We start from the raw sequence: 18787 nt of genomic DNA, 5'->3' as shown, positions 1-18787 counted from the left end.
CAAAGACGGCCTAATATGCGTTATCAATTGTCCTCGCGTCGAATCAGCATGAAGCAACTATTTCCTAGCACCGCCCTTGCCCTGTTTGTCGGCCTCAGCGTATTGCCGATGTCCGCCAGCACTTTTGCCGCCAACAGCTGGGATAATCTTCAGCCGGACCGCGACGAAGTGGTTGCCAGCCTCAATGTGGTTGAGCTGCTCAAGCGACATCATTACAGCAAGCCGCCACTGGACGACAAACGTTCAGCGATCATCTACCAGAGCTACATCAAGCAGCTGGATCCGTCGCGCAGCTATTTCCTGGCCAGCGACATTGCCGAATTCGACAAATGGCAGTTCCAGTTCGACGACTTCCTTAAGAGTGGCGACCTGAACCCGGGGTTCACTATTTACAAGCGCTATCTGGACCGCATCAAGGCGCGTCTGGACTTTGCGCTTGCAGAACTGGCCAAGGGTGTCGACAAGATCGACCTCAATACCAAGGAAACCCTGCTGGTGGACCGCAAGGACGCCGCATGGCCCAAGGACACCGCCGAACTCGACGACCTGTGGCGCAAACGCGTCAAGGATGAGGTTCTGCGTCTGAAGATTGCAGGCAAGGATCCGGCGAAAATCCAGGAAACCCTGACCAAGCGCTACAAGAACCAGCTGGCGCGTCTGGGTCAGACCCGCGCCGAAGACATCTTCCAGGCGTACATCAACACCTTCGCCATGTCCTACGATCCGCACACCAACTACCTGTCGCCAGACAGCGCGGAGAACTTCGACATCAACATGAGCCTGTCGCTGGAAGGCATCGGGGCCGTGCTGCAGAGCGACAACGACAACGTGAAGATCGTGCGTCTGGTACCGGCAGGCCCTGCGGCCAAGACCAAACAGGTCGCGCCGGCCGACAAGATCGTTTCGGTCGCTCAGGGCGACAAGGAAATGGTCGACGTCATTGGCTGGCGTCTGGATGAAGTGGTCAAGCTGATCCGTGGTCCGAAAGGCTCCGTGGTCCGCCTGGAAATCATTCCGGCGAGCAACGCGCCGAACGACCAGACCACCAAGATCGTGGCCATCACCCGTGAAGCGGTGAAGCTTGAAGAACAGGCGGCGAAGAAGTCGATCCTGAACATCAAGCAGGATGGCAAGGACTACAAACTGGGTGTCATCGACATTCCTGCCTTCTATCTGGATTTCAAGGCCTACCGTGCCGGTGATCCGGAATACAAGAGCACCACCCGTGACGTGAAGAAACTGCTGACCGAGCTGCAGGCCGAGAAGGTCGATGGCGTGGTGCTGGATCTGCGCAACAACGGTGGTGGCTCGCTGCAGGAAGCCACCGAGCTGACCAGCCTGTTCATCGACCGTGGCCCGACCGTGCTGGTGCGTAACGCCGACGGCAAGGTCGATGTTCTGGAAGACGAAGCCAAGGGCGCGTTCTACAAAGGCCCGATGGCGCTGCTGGTCAACCGCCTGTCTGCGTCGGCGTCGGAAATTTTCGCGGGCGCCATGCAGGACTACCATCGCGCGCTGGTGATTGGCGGACAGACCTTCGGCAAGGGCACCGTGCAAACCATTCAACCGCTCAACCATGGCGAGTTGAAACTGACACTGGCCAAGTTCTACCGGGTTTCCGGGCAGAGCACCCAGCATCAGGGCGTCGTGCCGGACATCACCTACCCGTCACTGATCGACACCAAGGAAATCGGCGAGAGCGCACTGCCTGAAGCCATGCCTTGGGACAGCATCAAACCGGCGATCAAGCCTGCCATCGATCCGTTCAAGCCGTTCCTGGCGCAACTTCAGGCACGTCATGAGTCCCGCTCCGCGAAGGATGCCGAATTCGTGTTCATCGAGGACCGTCTGGCTTTGGCCAAGAAGCTCATGAACGAGAAGACCGTCAGTCTCAACGAAGCCGACCGTCGCGCCGAGCATGCGTCCATCGAGAGCAAACAGCTCGCGCTGGAAAACACCCGTCGCAAGGCCAAGGGTGAAGAACCGCTCAAGGAACTGAAGAAAGAAGACGAAGACGCGCTTCCTGTGGAAGACGAGAAGACCAAGCCGGAAGACGACGCCTACCTGTCCGAGACCGGTCGCATTCTGATCGATTACCTCGGCCTGAGCGCTTCGGTTGCCAAGAAATAAGCCGCAGATGACGGTTGATGGCCAATTAGCAGCAATGGTCATCAAACAGTCATGAAGCTGTCGTGAAATGACGGGCTGAACGCTAACGCGCTCAGCCCTTTTTATTGCCATCGAGATCATCATGACCGTCACTGAACAGCTGGGCGCACTGAGTTCCATTCTGGCTCGCGGCGACTTGCACAGCCTGTTTCAGCCAATTGTCTCGCTGTCGGAGCGTAGCATTCTGGGCTACGAAGCGTTGACCCGCGGCCCGTCGAACAGCCCGCTGCATTCGCCTCTGAATCTGTTTGCCATCGCGCGACAGGCCGGCCGTCTCAGTGAGCTGGAACTGACCTGCCGGGAAAGCGCCTGTCGCCGGTTCAGTCAGCAGCAGTTGCCCGGCAAGCTGTTCCTCAACGTGTCGCCGGAATCCCTGCTCGAAGCCTCGCACCCGCCGGGCCGCACGCTTGAAATGCTGCGCCGGTACAACATCGCACCCAAGAACGTGGTGATCGAGCTGACCGAGCAGATGCCAACCGATGATTTCGATCTGCTCTACAACGCGCTGCATCACTATCGGGACATGGGCTTTTCCATTGCGCTGGACGATCTGGGGGCGGGCTATTCCAGTCTGCGGCTGTGGTCAGAGCTGCGACCGGATTACGTGAAGATCGACCGGCATTTCATCGACGGCATTCACCAGGACGCCGTAAAGCGCGAGTTCGTCGGCTCCATGCTGCAAATGGCCAGAGCGTCCAGAGCCACCGTGATCGCCGAGGGCATCGAACTGCCCGAAGAACTCGCCGCCCTGACCGACATGGGTGTGGATCTGGTGCAGGGTTACCTGCTGGCACGCCCGCAGGAACGCCCGTCACGCGACACCCGGGCCATGCTACCCAAGGCCGAGGCGCCGACCCCGGCATTGAACGAAGACGCGGCCGACCTCTCTGCCCTGCTCAGTCCACAGCCTTCCGTGAGTCAGTCCACCCCGACGGCGGATGTGTTGGAAGCCTTTCGCAAGCAGGCCAACCTCAACTCACTGGCCGTGCTGGACGACGATGCCCGGCCTTGCGGCATCGTCCATCGCCATTCGCTCTCCGAAGCCCTGCTCAAGCCGTTTGGCACTGAGTTATTCGCCCGCAAGCCAATCAGCCGCTTGATGAGCGATGATTTTCTGGCCGTGGAAGTGAGCCAGTCGCTGCAGCAGGTCAGTCGGCTGCTCACCAGTCGGGCGCGGCAGCGCATCGAAGAGGATTTCATCATCACCCTCAATGGGGCTTATCTGGGGCTGGGACGGGTGATCGACGTGCTCAAGCTGATCACCGAGATGAAGATCCAGCAGGCGCGCTATGCCAATCCGCTGACCCTGCTACCGGGTAATGTGCCGATCCAGCAGTGCCTGACGCGCCTGCTGCAGCAAGGTCGCGAGTCGATGATCTGTTACGTGGACATCGACAGCTTCAAGCCTTTCAACGACATCTATGGTTATGCCCGCGGCGATGAAGTGCTGCTGTGTCTGGCGCAATGCCTTAACGACCGGATCGATCCGAGCAGGGATTTCGTCGGCCATATCGGCGGGGATGATTTTCTGATGGTGCTGGGTTTCGAGGACTGGGAAAGGCGCCTGCACAACCTGCTGGAAGACTTCCAGAACCAGTGCCGTCGCTTCTACCGAGCCGAACATCTGGAGGCTGGCTGCTTCGTGGCACTCAACCGCCAGGGGCAACGCCAGGAGTTCGCGCTGCTGTCACTGTCGATCGGCGTGGTGCACTTGCGCGAGGAAAGCTGCGCTCAGATCAACGCCAGCCAACTGGCCGACCTGGCCTCGCAGGCCAAGCACTTTGCCAAGGACGTGGCAGGGGCCAGCATTCATGTCATCGACTCGTCACGGCTGGATCTGCTGGTGGATGCTTGAGGGATTGGCAGGCACAGGTGTGGCGCTCTGCGCCCCACTCGAGCGGACGCGGAGCGTCACATTTGATACAGGCGACGAATCTGGTAAACCATCGCTTGAACGCTGCCGATCAAACGCTGCCCACCTGCGCTTCCACTTCCGGATAGCTGTACTCGAACACGCGTACCACTTCGGCTGCATGCCATGACGCGGCGGCCACTCCGTCGGACGGACCGGAAAAACGACCCAGTCGTTCGACACATTCGAAGAACCCGGGACGTGGCAGGCGGCTTGCGCCCTGGCTGATCACCAGTGAGCTGCGCAGCGGCTGCTCGGCGCGGGCATCCATCGCGGCCAGATGCTCCAGCGCTGCCGTCAGTGTCTGCATGGCCGGGCTTGGCAACTGCAAGCGTTCCAGCAAGGCACGGTAAGTCACCAAGTGCCGGTGTTGGCGGGCATGATTCAGCTCATTCAACAATCCGTCCCAATGCTGACGACTGATGCGCACGCTCATGACTCACCCCTCCAGCCCGGAACGCCCAGTTCCCACGCAAGACTGCGCTTGATGGCCGCGTCTGGCTCACGCGTGCCGTTTTCGATCAACGCCAGATAGGAAGGACTGATGCCGACAGCGCGTGCCAGCGTAGCGACTTCCAGCCCCTTGGCATTGCGCAACGCACCCAGCTGGTCGAACGCAGGATGTTCAGCAACTTCAGGTGCTGGCTGAGCGATTTCCGGGCCGGGCTTTTCAGCAAAGCCAGCGGCTTTGAGCAGCGCCTGATATTGAGCCCAGGGGAGGACTGCGTACTCCGGCTCACCATCACGAGATATCACTTGAAGATCCATAGACTCCCCTTGCAGGAAAACGCCACATAGTGGAAAGGCTTGCTCCATAGGGCGGCATCTTAACAGCGGAACGCTACGGCTTGCTCAAACGCTTCACTCGATGCGTTTCTCTTTCTCCAGCAACGCCTGTGTGTCGGGCAATCTCTCCACCACCACCAGCTTTTCAGGTGGCTGTTGATCGCGCCAGGCGCGAAACGCGTCGAGCTCATCGGTCAGGTGCTTCATCACCCACGCCAGAACTGCAATGTCGTCGAACATGCCCAGGCCTGGAATCCAGTCCGGTATCGCATCCAGCGGACTGAGGAAGTACATGAGGCCTGCAACGATGGACAGAATGGCCTTGGGGCTGATGTCACGGTACTCACCGCGCCAGTAAGCCAGGCACAGGCTCTGGAGAAGGCGCAGGTCATCTTTGAGTTTGCCAAGGCGACTGCCTTCACTGTTGCCTTTGCGCGCTACGGCAAACAACAGCCCCGGCAGGCGTCCCGCCGCTAGAAGCCGGCGCGCTCCCGGGAGGTAACGGATCAGGTTCCACGGTGCTTTCATGTTCACTCCCGCTCGGAAAAGGTGATGGTGCACATCGGTTCGATAACCTGCCGGGGTCATGCCGCAAGGTTATCCACATTTGTTGTGGATAACCTTGTGAACAGCCGCCCTTTTTGACCCTGAAGTCCCCGTTTTCAGGGGCTTCAGGTTAAATCGGGCGTTTTTTACTCACATAAAAAAACCCACGAATTCGTTGACTTGGGGATACTGTTGAGGCTAGTCCATCACGCAAAACGGACTGTCAGACAATATTCCTCTCACGCTCATGATAGTGGGACTGTAAGCACCGCCAAGCGTTCGGGAAATAACCCAAACACAAAAACGCCCTGTCGAGACAGGGCGTTTTCAGTAGCCAGGTGTTGCGTTACTTCTTGGCGGGAGCAGCCGGTTTGGCCGGAGCCGCCTCTTCTTCGTCTGCATCAGGCGCCTGTGCAGCTGCCGGATCCTTGATACCAAGCAGTTCCAGGTCGAAGACCAGAACCGAGTTGGCAGGGATCAGCGGGCTCGGGCTCTGGGCGCCGTAAGCCAGGTCGCTAGGAATGAAGAGTTTGATCTTCTCGCCAACGTGCATCAACTGCAGACCTTCAACCCAACCCGGGATCACGCCGCTGACCGGCAGATCGATCGGGCTGCCGCGCTCGACGGAGCTGTCGAACACCTTGCCGTCAGTCAGCTTGCCTTCGTAATGAACGGTCACTACGTCAGTCGGCTTTGGCTGAGCGCCATCACCCTTCTTGACGATCTGATACTGCAGACCGGAAGCGGTGGTAACAACACCTTCTTTCTTGCCATTTTCTTCGAGGAACTTCTTGCCGGCAGCTGCCGACTCTTCGCTCATCTTGGCCATGCGCTCTTCGGCACGCTTCTGCAGCGCAGCAAAGGCTTCAACCAGTTCTTCATCTTTCAGTTTCTGATCTTTCTTGCCGACAGCGTCTTCGATACCCAGGGCCACAGCCTTGGAATCCAGATCATCCATGCCTTCCTGAGCCAGGCTTTTGCCCATATTCAGACCGATGCCGTAAGACGCTTTTTGTGCCGGGGTTTTCAGCTCGACAGTGCTGGCTTGCTTGTCACAACCTGCGAGTACCAGACCGACCAGGGCAATCGCCGCTGCCAACCGATGCTGTTTCATGCTAATTCCTTGTTCATGCGCCAAAAGGGCAAACGAGTAAAGCCGCGAGCTTATCAGGCCGCCGCGATCAATGGCTACCGGCATGAGAGAGGCAAAAGGGCGATAAGTTCAGGTATCCAAAGGTTTTACCGGTCTGACACCCGAGCGTTCAGTTGCAGTTCAGCTCTGGAAAGTCATCCATACCCGCCAGGGTCGGTGCAGATGGCGACAGGCTCGATGCGCGGCGCTGGAACACAGTGCTGATCGTCAGGGCGCGCAGCCGCTTCCAACCGGCATCTCGACACGCACTTCATATGAAGAGCGACATGAAATTAAAGATAATTTTTAAGTGATTCGCGATGTGGTTCGATTCTCTGCGCAGGGCATCACGGCCCTGAACTGCCACGGCCATCGATCGACGCCCGAGGCTCCATGCAGTTTCCAGTTCTCAGGTATGTCCTATGCAACAATCCCCAAGCACGATTTCCACACACCCGGTCCGCTTATCGCGCACATCCTCACGCCGCTGGGCCGCGCTCGCTGCGGCGATCATCCTGCCCCTGAGCAGCGGAGCATTTGCCACTGCTTCACCTGCCCCACCGGCCCAAGGCATCAAGGCCTTCAGGTTATGCACCGGCCCGGACAACCTGTCGCACGTGATTCAGGGCACGATCGATCAGAGCGCTGTGGTTGATGCAGGCTCACTCAACTTCAAGGAAACGCCGGCGCATGCGACATACGACTGGCATCCGGCGCCGCAGGAGCAGTACGTCATCACGTTGTCGGGCACGCTGGAGTTCTCCACTACAGGCGGTGAAAACTTCGTACTGCACCCCGGCGAAGTCTTGCTGGCACAAGACACCACCGGGCTCGGGCATCGCTGGAAGCTCATCGACGATCAGCCATGGCGCCGCGCTTACATCCTCACAAAAACGAATGCCGCGAAAGCCTTCATTCCAAAAGAAGGCAGCTATGACAAGGGCGGGTGTCAGGCCTGAGTTGATCGTTGCGCGGCTGGCACGGGCTCGGATATCTCGATCAGGTTCAGATCGGTGATGAAACCGTCAGATAATCCCGAGCTTGCGCCAATGCGCTCGAGTATCGGCGTCAATTCCGTGCGCTTCCAGCACCGCATCCGTATGCTCGCCGAGGGCAGGAGCAGCCGAGCGTACCTGGCCCGGGGTGTCCTGCAGTTTGGGCAAAATGCCCGGCAGTGTTACAGGCGTGCCGTCATCCAGCGTGCTTTGCAACAGCATGTCACGCGCAAGGTAGTGCGGATCGCTGGCAATGTCGGCGGCGTCGTAGATCTTGCCCGCCGGGATGCGTGCTTCATTCAACGCATTGAGCACTTCGTCCAGCGAACGCTCGGCGGTCCATGTCGAGATCGCTGCATCAATCCGGGCGACGTGCCGGACCCGACCGTCGTTGTGGGCAAGATCAGGATCATTGGCAAGGTCCATGCGACCGATCTTTTCCATCAGCCTTCTATAGATGCTGTCGCCATTGCCCGCCACGAGTGCGTACTTGCCGTCATTGCAGCGGTAGGCATTGGTGGGGGCAATGCCCGGCATGCTGCTGCCAGCCGGTTCGCGAACGACATTGAAGACTGAATATTCGGGAATCAGGCTTTCCATCATGTTGAATACCGACTCGTACAGCGCAACGTCGATCTGCTGCCCCGCCCCGCCGTTCTGATCGCGATGACGCAGGGCGAGCAGAATACCGATCACGCCGTGCAGCGCTGACAGCGAATCGCCTATCGACACCCCGACCCGAACCGGCGTACGCCCTGCTTCGCCCGACAGATGCCTCAGACCGCCCATGGCTTCGCCGATCACACCGAACCCCGGTCGGTCGCGGTAGGGGCCGGTCTGCCCGTAACCGGAAACCCGCAGCATGATCAATCGTGGATTGAGCGCGTGCAGTTCTTCCCAGCTCAGCCCCCAGCTTTCCAGCGTGCCGGGGCGGAAGTTTTCGATGAGCACGTCCGCATCGCGAATCAGGCGACGAACCGCCTCCTGCGCCTGAGGCTGACGCAGATCGAGAGTGACCGACTTCTTGTTACGTGACTGCACCGCCCACCACACTGACGTGCCGTTGTGCAGCAGACGCCATTTGCGCAGCGGATCGCCCGTCAGCGGCGGCTCGACCTTGATGACCTCCGCGCCGAACTCGCCGAGAATTTTTGCGGCAAACGGCCCGGCGATCAGTTGCCCCAGCTCTACGACTTTTATGCCCTGAAGAGGTAAGTTCATGACGCTTCCACTCTGGTTCGAGAACACCGGATGATCCGCGCAAATGCACAGAATGAAAAGTCGCTGATCAAAAGCAAATAAAAAGCCCCGCACGGGCGGGGCTCCTGTTGCAGAGAGGGGTCAGTGAGTGCAGGCCAATTGAAAACTCATTGCCGAATCACCGGCAGGTTCGTTCTTACCTACCATCAGGCCCAATACATTGACCTTTTCAGTTGTCGCTGCGCCGCCCAACTTGGCATGACCGTAAAGCAGACGATCATAGTCGGACGTATCGATAGAGGACACTGAACAGAAACCAGGCGCCTGCTTGAACAGCCCGTCCATGAACATGACTTCATAAGTTGCGAAGTAATCTTTCTGATTGGTCAAATTGACCGACTTGACCCATGCAGAAGACTGCGCAACGACACGACCCTGTTGATCAATGGTCGCTGTATGCAGCGCTGGAGAGGCCACTGCACCAGTGGAGGCCGCCAGGGCACACGAGACCAACAGTGCATTTATACAGGTATTCATATAAGTCCTTTTATATTATTCAACGACGTAAAATGTATTTTAACGGAACGATTATTTTTCCAGACAACCGCCCCTGTTCAATGCCAGCCTTTGAAAGCGCCAGCCAACGCGTTGCAGCTAATACCAGGGAAACGAGAAAATCAAGCTCAACATAAAACCTTTAACTTATAACCAGCAAATTACAAAACACCCAGACAATTCTTACAGCACTCAGAATCGATAACTGACAGGATCGATAAACTTTAGCGTTGCGAACGCAAAGCGTATTGATGAGATAGGTTGGTATCATGAGTTTCATCAAAGTATGTCTATCTGCCATCGATATACCTGCTATCTTCTTCTCGGCGCGAATGACGGCTCCTGTCATTTCCTGGTCATTAACCGTCGGTAGGGTCAGCGCGAAATTGAAATCTTCCCACTCCAGCCTTTACCGAACGCACTGATGGAAATGCCTACGTGACACACATCAAGCTGCTGCGCCGCGCGTTTCTGTTTCAAGCCTGTGCCATGACCACCGGTGCTGCACTTGCTGCGTCGCCCCTGCTCACCATGCCGCAGCACAAGGGCACCAGGCCGTCTGACGTCAATCGCAAATTCTTCGAGAACGGCAAGGCGCGGCCGTTTGCCGGCAATACGATCATCAGCCAGATTCCGCTGCGCACACCGCTGAGCGATGCGCTTACCACAGTCAGGAACACGCTGGCCGCCCACCCGTTCAGTCAGTGCCTGAGCCTGCTGCCGCCCTCCAGCTATCACATGACGGTTTTCGAGGGCGTGATCGACGAGCTGCGCAAACCGCCGTTCTGGCCTGAACAAGTCGCCAAAAACGCCAGTGTCCAGGCCTGCACGGATTATTTCACTGAACGCTTGAGCGACTTTGATCTCGACGATGACTTTCAGTTACGCATGCAGGTGGACGACTTCAACGTGCACAGGGACAGTGGCGCCACGATTCGGCTGGTTCCAGCCAGCGTGCAGGAAAACAGGAAACTCCGTGACATGCGTGATCGCCTGGCTCAGCGTCTGGGCATCCGCGCACCGGATCATGATCAGTACGGGTTTCACATCTCACTGGGCTATCTGGTGAAGTGGATGACCGACGCACAAACCCTTGAATATGCGGCCGTTCAGCAGAAATGCCTGACGTTCCTGCGCGAGACCCTCGAGGTGTTCGCGCTGGATGCACCCAGATTCTGCACCTTCAACGACATGCTGACGTTCGATGACAAGTTCGCGATTGGCAAGCAGCCTGAAACAATTTGAACAAGCTCACCGCACCTTCTTCAGCAAATGACCTCATCCACAGCAGCACCGTGCGTTGATTCATCGCAGTTCTGAAGAAAAAGGGCGGGAATAAGTAGAAAGACAGAAAGCAGAAAGCAGAAAGCAGAAAGCCCGCACTAGGCGGGCTTTCTGTTTGCTTCAAGGAGTTCAAGGGCCTTGAAGCTGAATATGGCGCAGCGGACGGGACTCGAACCCGCGACCCCCGGCGTGACAGGCCGGTATTCTAACCGACTGAACTACCGCTGCGCGTAACACTAATAGAGAGTTTGGTGGGTGATGACGGGATCGAACCGCCGACCCGCTGCTTGTAAGGCAGCTGCTCTCCCAGCTGAGCTAATCACCCTTCACTCTCGGTGTGGCGCGCATTCTACGGAGCGACCTTTACTCTGGCAAGTAATTTTTTAAATAATTTTTATAATCCTTCCAAAGGCTTACAAAGGCTCCGTGCAGGCTTGGCCCCGGAAGCAGAGCAGCGAATAATGCCCCCCTTTGTATGGAAGGAGAGATTCACCTCATGTGGTTCAAAAACCTGCTTGTCTATCGCCTGACCCAGGATCTGCCTTTTGACGCCGAGGCGCTGGAGACGGCACTGGCGACCAAACCGGCGCGCGCCTGTGCCAGCCAGGAGTTGACCACTTACGGTTTCGTCGCGCCATTTGGCAAGGGCGAAGAGGCTCCATTGGTACACGTCAGCCAGGACTTCCTGCTGATCGCCGCACGCAAGGAAGAACGTATTCTGCCGGGCAGCGTCGTACGTGACGCGCTCAAGGAAAAGGTCGAAGAGATCGAAGCCGAGCAGATGCGCAAGGTCTACAAGAAGGAACGTGATCAGCTCAAGGATGAAATCATCCAGGCGTTCCTGCCGCGCGCTTTTATTCGTCGCTCGGCAACCTTCGCTGCCATCGCGCCCAAGCAAGGCCTGATTCTGGTCAACGCTTCCAGCCCGAAACGCGCCGAGGACCTGCTGTCCACATTGCGTGAAGTCATCGGCTCGCTGCCGGTTCGTCCGCTGACCGTCAAGGTATCGCCAAGCGCGACCATGACCGACTGGGTCAAGACCCAGAAAGCGGCCGACAACTTCTTCGTGCTGGACGAGTGCGAATTGCGCGACACCCACGAAGACGGTGGCATCGTGCGCTGCAAGCGTCAGGACCTGACCGGCGACGAAATCCAGCTGCACCTGAGCACTGGCAAAGTCGTGACCCAACTGTCGCTGGCCTGGCAGGACAAACTGTCGTTCGTGCTGGACGACAAAATGGTCGTCAAGCGTCTGAAGTTCGAAGATCTGTTGCAGGATCAGGCTGAACAGGACGGCGGCGACGAGGCACTGGGACAACTGGATGCAAGCTTCACCCTGATGATGCTGACCTTCGGCGAATTCCTGCCCGAACTGTTCGAAGCGCTGGGCGGCGAAGAAATACCTCAGGGTATCTGACACCAACCGTTGATGAACCGAAGCACGGCGCCGTCTTATAGACGGCGCATTCATTTGGCACTTATAAAAAGAAGGAGCAGACCATGCGCGCCCTCGCCGCCCTGAGTCGTTTCGTCGGCAACACCTTTGCGTATTGGGTGCTGCTGTTCGCCATTCTGGCGTTTGTGTTTCCCCAGGCATTCATCGGCCTGAAAGGCTGGATCGTCCCGTTGCTGGGCCTGGTCATGTTCGGCATGGGCCTGACCCTGAAACTCGAGGATTTCTCTGAAGTAGCGCGCAACCCCTGGCGCGTGGCGCTGGGCGTGGTCGCACACTTTGTCATCATGCCCGGCGTGGCGTGGCTGTTGTGTCAGGTATTCCGGCTGCCGCCCGAAATTGCTGTCGGCGTGATTCTGGTGGGCTGCTGCCCGAGCGGAACGTCGTCCAATGTCATGGCCTGGCTGGCCAAGGGCGATCTGGCGCTGGCTGTGGCCATTGCTGCCGTCACCACCCTGCTTGCTCCACTGCTGACCCCGACCCTGATCTGGTTCCTGGCCTCGGCCTGGTTGCCGGTATCCTTCATGGATATGTTCTGGTCGATCCTGCAATTGGTGATGCTGCCAATCGTGCTGGGTGTTCTCGCACAGCGTCTACTGGGCGCGCGAGTCAGCTATGCGGTGGATGTGCTGCCGCTGGTGTCTGTGGTGAGCATCGTGATGATCGTCTGCGCCGTGGTCGCCGCCAGTCAGGCGAAGATCGCCGAGTCAGGCCTGCTGATCATGGCGGTGGTGATTCTGCACAATACGTTCGGTTTTCTGTTGGGCTACTTCACCGGCAAGGTGTTCAAACTGCCGTTGCCACAGCGCAAGTCGCTGGCACTGGAAGTCGGCATGCAGAACTCGGGGCTCGGCGCTGCCCTGGCCAGCGCCCACTTCTCGCCACTGGCGGCTGTGCCGAGCGCGTTGTTCAGCGTCTGGCACAACATTTCCGGTGCGTTGCTCTCGACGTACTTCAGGAAAATGCCGGAGGAAGAAAGCGATGTGGCGCTGCGTAAGTCGGCGGTGGATTGATACAGCTTCTGCACTGACCTGATCGCGCCCCTGCGGGCATGGTCGCGATCAGGTTCAGAGGTGTGGCAGTCGGCGCTAGGCCCAAGCTGCCACCCCTAGCGCCCCGCCCCTCTCAACGCTTTCACCTGCTCGCGCACATCCACCGGCGAGGCGGCGTCTGCCGCAATGGGCGCACCGGCCACCAACACGACGCGTGACCACAGACGGCGAAATAGCCCCTTGTCCGGGTCGCGACTGAAGAAGCTGCCCCACAGTCCTTGTAGCGCCATCGGGATCACCGGCACCGATGTTTCCTGAAGAATGCGCGTCATGCCGCTCTTGAAGCCGCTGATCTCGCCATCGGTGGTGAGCTTGCCTTCCGGAAAGATGCACACCAGCTCGCCGTCGGCCAGATAACGGGCGATGCGCTTGAACGATTGTTCGTAGATCTCCATGTCCTCGTTACGCCCGGCAATCGGGATGGTACCGGCGGTGCGGAAGATGAAGTTGAGCACTGGCAATTGATAGATCTTGTAGTACATGACGAAACGGATCGGCCGCCTGACTGAGCCGGCAATCAGCAGTGCATCAACAAACGAAACGTGGTTGCAGACCAACAGCGCCGCACCTTCGTCGGGAATCAGATTCAGGTTGCGGTGCTCGACCCGATACATCGAATGACCCAGCAGCCAGATCAGGAAGCGCATGGTGAACTCAGGCACGATCCTGAAGATGTAAATGTTGACCGCCACGTTCAGCAACGACACCACCAGAAACAGGTGCGGAATCGTCAGCTTGGCAACGCTGAGCAACAGAATCGAGACAATCGCCGATACCACCATGAACAGCGCGTTGAGAATATTGTTGGCCGCAATGACCCGCGAACGCTCCTTCTCCGGCGTGCGCGACTGAATCAGGGCATACAGCGGCACGATATAGAAACCGCCGAAAACGCCGATGCCGAGGATGTCGAACAGCACCCACCAGCCCTGACCGTAACTCAGGACCGCGAGCCAGTCGTTGGCCTGTGCGTTTTGCGGGAAGCCGCCCGAATGCCACCACAGCAACAGACCAAAAATCGTGATCCCCATGGAGCCGAACGGCACCAGGCCGATCTCGACCTTGTGCCCGGACAAACGCTCGCAGAGCAACGAACCCAGCGCGATACCGACCGAGAAGACCGTCAGGATCAGCGTGACAACAGTTTCATCACCGAACATCCATTCCTGGGCATACGCCGGGATCTGCGTCAGGTAAATCGCCCCGACGAACCAGAACCATGAATTGCCGACAATCGAGCGCGACACGGCCGGCGTCTGCCCCAACCCCATGCGCAGCGTGGCCCAGGACTGGGTGAAGATATTCCAGTTGAGCGTCATCTCCGGTGAGGCAGCCGCCGCCCGCGGGATACCGAAACTGGCCAGGAAGCCCAGGCAGGCGATCAGCACGATGGCCGCCGAAACGATCCAGGCGTAGTGCGTGGAGGACATCATCACCCCGGCACTGATGGTGCCTGCGAGAATCGCCAGGAAGGTGCCCATCTCGACCAGCGCGTTGCCGCCGACCAGCTCGGTCTCCCGCAGGTGCTGCGGCAATATCGAATACTTCACCGGGCCGAACAGCGCCGAATGCGTGCCCATCGCAAACAACGCCGCCAGCATCATCCACAGGTGATTGAACAGAAAGCCTGCGGCACCCACCGCCATGATCACAATCTCACCGAACTTGATGATCCGGATCAGCGTGTCCTTCGGGTATTTTTCGCCGAATTGCCCGGCCAGTGCCGAGAACAGAAAGAACGGCAGAATGAACAGCAAGGCGCACAGATTGACGTAGATCGAACGATCCCCGTCGATGGCCAGCTTGTAGAGAATGGCGAGGATCAATGACTGTTTGAACACGTTGTCATTGAACGCCCCGAGGGACTGAGTAACGAAAAACGGCAGGAAGCGCCGTTTCCCTAAAAGGCTGAATTGTGACTGCTGGCTCATCGTCCGTGGTCCTGAGAGGCTTGGGCACACTGGCGTCGCCGCCAATCCGAGGCACATTGAAGACGCAACGCAGCGTAATGTCGATAGGATATTTACAGTTGCCAGCCATGCCGAGCGCGTCAGGCAAACTGCGACACCCCGCCACGCTCGACCTTGGTCGAGAAAGACGAAGTCCAGCCGTCGTGCGAGACTGCGCGCTGTCGATACATTCTGGAATCCGATATGTCGCTGTCCAGCGGGCTGATCGCCGCCGTTGCTCTGTCCTATATGGCAATCATGTTTGCCATTGCCTTCTATGGCGACCGCTACAGCGCATCGCTGCGCCCGACCATGCGTGCCTGGGTCTACAGCCTGTCGCTGGCGGTCTACTGCACCAGCTGGACGTTCTTCGGCGCAGTAGGCCAGGCGGCCGAGCAACTGTGGTCGTTCCTGCCGATTTACCTGGGTCCGATCGTGCTGATGGTGCTGGCGCCGTGGGTGCTGCAGAAGATGGTGCTGATCAGCAAACAGGAAAACATCACCTCGATTGCCGACTTCATCGCAGCGCGCTATGGCAAGTCCCAGTCGCTGGCGGTCATGGTCGCGCTGATCTGCCTGATCGGCATGCTGCCGTACATTGCGCTGCAGCTCAAAGGCATCGTGCTGGGGGTGAACATTTTGATCGGCGCTGTGGCCGACTCCACCGGCACCCGCGCGCAGGACACGGCGCTGGTGGTCTCGCTGATACTGGCGCTGTTCACCATCGTGTTCGGCGCGCGGAATCTGGACGTGACCGAACACCATCGCGGCATGGTGCTGGCGATTGCCTTCGAGGCGCTGGTCAAGCTGTTCGCGTTCATGGCCGTCGGGGTGTTCGTGACGTTCGGTCTGTATGACGGCTTCGACGACCTGTTCAATCAAGCCAAGCTGGCACCGCGCCTTGAGGAGTACTGGCAAGACACGATCAACTGGCCGTCGATGTTCGTCCAGACCGGCGTGGCGATGATGGCGATTGTCTGCCTGCCCCGGCAGTTTCACGTCACGGTTGTGGAGAACATCGAGCCTCAGGATCTGAACCTGGCCAAGTGGGTGTTTCCGGCCTATCTGGCGCTGGCCGCGCTGTTCGTGGTGCCTATTGCACTGGCCGGACAAATGCTGTTGCCCGACTCAATGCTGCCGGATTCGTTCGTGATCAGCCTGCCACTGGCCCATGCGCATCCATCACTGGCGCTGCTGGCATTCATCGGCGGTGCGTCGGCCGCAACCGGCATGGTGATCGTGGCCTGCGTTGCGCTATCGACCATGATTTCCAACGACATGCTGTTGCCGTGGCTGCTGCGCAGAAAGAACACCGAACGGCCGTTCGAGGCGTTTCGACACTGGATGCTCTCGGTGCGCCGTATCAGCATCGTGATGATTCTGTTGCTCGCCTACGTCAGCTACCGAATGCTCGGCTCCACCGCCAGCCTGGCGACCATCGGCCAGATTGCCTTTGCCGCCATCACTCAGCTCGCGCCCGCGATGTTCGGCGCGCTGTACTGGAAGCAGGCCAACCGCCGTGGCGTATTCGCAGGACTGGCCGCCGGGATTTTCATCTGGTTCTACACGCTGGTCCTGCCGGTCGCCGCTCACGGCATGGGTTGGTCGCTGCACGCTTTTCCACTGCTGGCCTGGCTGCACAGCAACCCGTTCGACTTGCCGATCACGCCGATGACCCAAGGCGTGCTGCTGTCGATGGCTGGCAACTGCACGCTGTTCGCCTGGGTGTCGATGCTGTCGCGCACGCGGGTGACCGAACACTGGCAGGCAGGTCGCTTCATCGGTCAGGAAACTCAGGGCCGCGCTTACACGCGGCCCTTGCTGGCGGTGCAGATCGAAGACCTGCTCAGCCTGTCGGCGCGGTTTGTCGGCGAAGAACGCGCCAGACAGAGCTTTACCCGTTTTGCCTACCGTCAGGGCAAGAGCTTCAACCCCAATCAGAACGCCACCGGCGAGTGGATTGCCCACACCGAACGACTGCTGGCCGGTGTGCTCGGCACCTCTTCGACCCGCGCGGTGGTCAAAGCCGCCATCGAAGGCCGGGATATGCAGCTCGAAGACGTGGTGCGCATCGCCGACGAAGCCTCCGAGGTGCTGCAGTTCAACCGCGCCCTGCTGCAAGGCGCAATCGAGAACATTACCCAGGGCATCAGCGTGGTCGATCAGTCGCTGCGGCTGGTAGCCTGGAATCATCGCTATCTGGAGCTGTTCAATTACCCGGAAGGCCTGATTGGCGTGGGTCGACCGATTGCCGACATCATCCGCTACAACGCAGAACGAGGGCTGTGCGGGCCGGGTGAAGCCGAAGTGCACGTGGCGCGGCGTCTGCACTGGATGCGTCAGGGTCGGGCGCACACTTCAGAGCGACTATTCCCCAACGGCCAGGTCATCGAGCTGATCGGCAATCCGATGCCGGGTGGCGGCTTTGTCATGAGTTTTACCGATATTACTGCGTTCCGGGCGGCCGAACAGGCGCTCAAGGGCGTCAATGAACGCCTTGAGCAGAGAGTGACCGAACGTACCCAAGAGCTCTCGCAACTGAACCAGGCACTGACCGACGCCAAGGGCACGGCCGAAGCGGCCAACGAATCGAAAACCCGCTTTCTGGCAGCGGTCAGCCATGACCTGATGCAACCGCTGAACGCCGCCCGCCTGTTCTCCGCCGCGCTCTCGCATCAGGAAGACGGTATTTCCAGTGACGCCCAGCAATTGATCCAGCACCTGGACAGCTCGTTGCGCTCGGCCGAAGACCTGATCAGCGACCTGCTGGATATCTCGCGTATCGAGAATGGCAAGATTGCCCCGGACCGCCAGCCCTTCCCGCTCAACGCGCTGTTCGACACACTGGGCGCGGAATTCAAGGCGTTGGCGCAGGAACAGGGTCTGAAGTTTCGGGTCAGGGGCAGTGCGCTGCGGGTGGACAGCGATATCAAGCTGCTGCGCCGTGTGCTGCAAAACTTCCTGACCAATGCATTTCGTTATGCCAGCGGGCCGATCCTGCTGGGCGTCCGTCGTCGTGGTGACAGCCTGAGTCTTGAAGTCTGGGATCGAGGGCCGGGCATTCCCGAAGACAAGCGCCAAGTGATTTTCGAGGAATTCAAACGCCTGGACAGTCATCAGACTCACGCGGCCAAAGGCCTGGGGTTGGGTCTGGCGATTGCCGATGGCCTGTGTCGTATTCTTGAACATCCTTTGCAGGTTCGCTCCTGGACTGGCAGGGGCAGTGTGTTCAGCGTGCAGGTGCCACTCGCGTCGGCGCAGACACCGCTGCCTGCCAAGCTGGTCGAGATCAATCGTCCGGCCTTGAATGGCACACAGGTGCTGTGCGTCGATAATGAAGACAGCATCCTGATCGGCATGAACAGCCTGCTTTCACGCTGGGGCTGTCAGGTGTGGACGGCGCGCAATCGTCAGGAATGCGAGGTCTTGCTGAACAATGGAGTCCACCCGCAAATCGCGCTGGTGGACTATCACCTGGACGATGGAGAAACCGGCACCGAATTGATGGCCTGGCTGAGAACCCGCCTCGGCCAGCCGGTACCGGGTGTCTTGATCAGCGCCGATGGACGCCCCGAATTGATCGCCCAGGTGCATGCTGCCGGGCTTGATTACCTGCCCAAACCGGTCAAGCCCGCGGCATTGCGTGCATTGCTGAGCCGGCATGTGAGTTTGAGTTGAGATCAAAAAGGTGACTGGAGCCCTCCACTCGGCTCACTGAGTCCGTCACCTGTGCCATTTGTGACGGGCATGATCA

14 protein-coding genes and 2 tRNA genes are annotated in these 18787 nt (G+C 58.8%); 7 read left to right on the top strand and 9 right to left on the bottom strand.

The features are described from left to right. The first annotated feature begins 48 nt into the window (after nt 1-48). Together JTJ32_RS01875 and JTJ32_RS01870 are read left to right on the top strand one after the other, a co-directional pair. The gene (locus JTJ32_RS01875; protein ID WP_180274422.1) at nt 49-2130 is read left to right on the top strand and encodes a carboxy terminal-processing peptidase; all 2082 of its coding nucleotides are present in this window, start codon (nt 49-51) and stop codon (nt 2128-2130) included. A gap of 121 nt (nt 2131-2251) precedes the next feature. Then, nucleotides 2252-4024 carry a bifunctional diguanylate cyclase/phosphodiesterase gene (locus JTJ32_RS01870; RefSeq protein ID WP_210040552.1) on the top strand — a complete coding sequence of 591 codons (1773 nt, stop codon included), beginning with the start codon at nt 2252-2254 and terminating at the stop codon, nt 4022-4024. 109 nt (nt 4025-4133) lie between these two features. Here the strand turns inward: JTJ32_RS01870 and JTJ32_RS01865 are convergent, their stop codons facing one another. The 4 genes from JTJ32_RS01865 to JTJ32_RS01850 all read right to left on the bottom strand — a co-directional run bounded on the left by JTJ32_RS01865 (nt 4134) and on the right by JTJ32_RS01850 (nt 6527). Continuing rightward, nucleotides 4134-4517 carry a hypothetical protein gene (locus JTJ32_RS01865; protein ID WP_180274421.1) on the bottom strand — a complete coding sequence of 128 codons (384 nt, stop codon included), beginning with the start codon at nt 4515-4517 and terminating at the stop codon, nt 4134-4136. After that, entirely contained in the window at nt 4514-4849 is a 336-nt protein-coding gene (locus JTJ32_RS01860; RefSeq protein WP_184319129.1) for a helix-turn-helix domain-containing protein, read from the bottom strand. The genes JTJ32_RS01865 and JTJ32_RS01860 overlap by 4 nt, the downstream gene beginning before the upstream one ends. 93 nt (nt 4850-4942) lie before the next feature. After that, nucleotides 4943-5395 (bottom strand): YkvA family protein, encoded by a 453-nt coding sequence (locus JTJ32_RS01855; protein WP_184319126.1) that lies wholly within the window; start codon nt 5393-5395, stop codon nt 4943-4945. 364 nt (nt 5396-5759) lie between these two features. Further along, on the bottom strand, nt 5760-6527 hold the full coding sequence (locus JTJ32_RS01850) for a BamJ family beta-barrel-assembly machinery protein (RefSeq protein WP_099229901.1): 768 nt from the start codon (nt 6525-6527) through the stop codon (nt 5760-5762). A 440-nt stretch (nt 6528-6967) separates the two neighbouring features. On the opposite strand from JTJ32_RS01850, the gene JTJ32_RS01845 reads away from it, so the two are divergent. Further along, nucleotides 6968-7504, top strand: coding sequence for a cupin domain-containing protein (locus tag JTJ32_RS01845; protein WP_099229899.1), 537 nt, complete (start codon nt 6968-6970; stop codon nt 7502-7504). Nucleotides 7505-7570: 66 nt separating this feature from the next. On the opposite strand, the gene JTJ32_RS01840 is transcribed toward JTJ32_RS01845, so the two are convergent. Both JTJ32_RS01840 and JTJ32_RS01835 read right to left on the bottom strand, forming a co-directional pair. Continuing rightward, nucleotides 7571-8761 carry a CaiB/BaiF CoA transferase family protein gene (locus JTJ32_RS01840; protein ID WP_210040550.1) on the bottom strand — a complete coding sequence of 397 codons (1191 nt, stop codon included), beginning with the start codon at nt 8759-8761 and terminating at the stop codon, nt 7571-7573. A gap of 120 nt (nt 8762-8881) precedes the next feature. Further along, the gene (locus tag JTJ32_RS01835; protein ID WP_210040548.1) at nt 8882-9277 is read right to left on the bottom strand and encodes a hypothetical protein; all 396 of its coding nucleotides are present in this window, start codon (nt 9275-9277) and stop codon (nt 8882-8884) included. A gap of 456 nt (nt 9278-9733) precedes the next feature. Here JTJ32_RS01835 and JTJ32_RS01830 point away from each other — a divergent pair, with 456 nt between their 5' ends. Then, complete coding sequence (locus JTJ32_RS01830; protein WP_184319120.1) at nt 9734-10540, top strand: DUF1868 domain-containing protein; 807 nt, start codon at nt 9734-9736, stop codon at nt 10538-10540. A 190-nt stretch (nt 10541-10730) separates the two neighbouring features. On the opposite strand, the gene JTJ32_RS01825 is transcribed toward JTJ32_RS01830, so the two are convergent. Continuing rightward, nucleotides 10731-10807: transfer RNA gene (locus JTJ32_RS01825), tRNA-Asp, on the bottom strand. Between the two features lie 21 nt (nt 10808-10828). After that, nucleotides 10829-10904, bottom strand: a tRNA-Val gene (locus tag JTJ32_RS01820). 171 nt (nt 10905-11075) lie between these two features. Between JTJ32_RS01820 and rdgC the strand changes: the two genes are divergently transcribed. Continuing rightward, nucleotides 11076-11996, top strand: coding sequence for a recombination-associated protein RdgC (gene rdgC, locus JTJ32_RS01815; protein ID WP_004879325.1), 921 nt, complete (start codon nt 11076-11078; stop codon nt 11994-11996). 83 nt (nt 11997-12079) lie between these two features. Next, complete coding sequence (locus tag JTJ32_RS01810; protein WP_210040546.1) at nt 12080-13045, top strand: bile acid:sodium symporter family protein; 966 nt, start codon at nt 12080-12082, stop codon at nt 13043-13045. Nucleotides 13046-13140: 95 nt separating this feature from the next. Here the strand turns inward: JTJ32_RS01810 and JTJ32_RS01805 are convergent, their stop codons facing one another. Then, nucleotides 13141-15015: an MFS transporter gene (locus tag JTJ32_RS01805; protein WP_210040544.1), complete on the bottom strand. Its 1875-nt coding sequence runs from the start codon at nt 15013-15015 to the stop codon at nt 13141-13143. A gap of 222 nt (nt 15016-15237) precedes the next feature. Between JTJ32_RS01805 and JTJ32_RS01800 the strand changes: the two genes are divergently transcribed. After that, nucleotides 15238-18711 carry a hybrid sensor histidine kinase/response regulator gene (locus JTJ32_RS01800; RefSeq protein WP_210040542.1) on the top strand — a complete coding sequence of 1158 codons (3474 nt, stop codon included), beginning with the start codon at nt 15238-15240 and terminating at the stop codon, nt 18709-18711. Nucleotides 18712-18787 lie beyond the last annotated feature (76 nt).

It is taken from the genome of Pseudomonas alliivorans (assembly GCF_017826695.1).
In the GTDB taxonomy this organism is placed as follows: domain Bacteria; phylum Pseudomonadota; class Gammaproteobacteria; order Pseudomonadales; family Pseudomonadaceae; genus Aquipseudomonas; species Aquipseudomonas alliivorans.
Note: the sequence above shows the minus strand (reverse complement) of the source record. Positions and strands in the feature narration are given on the sequence as shown.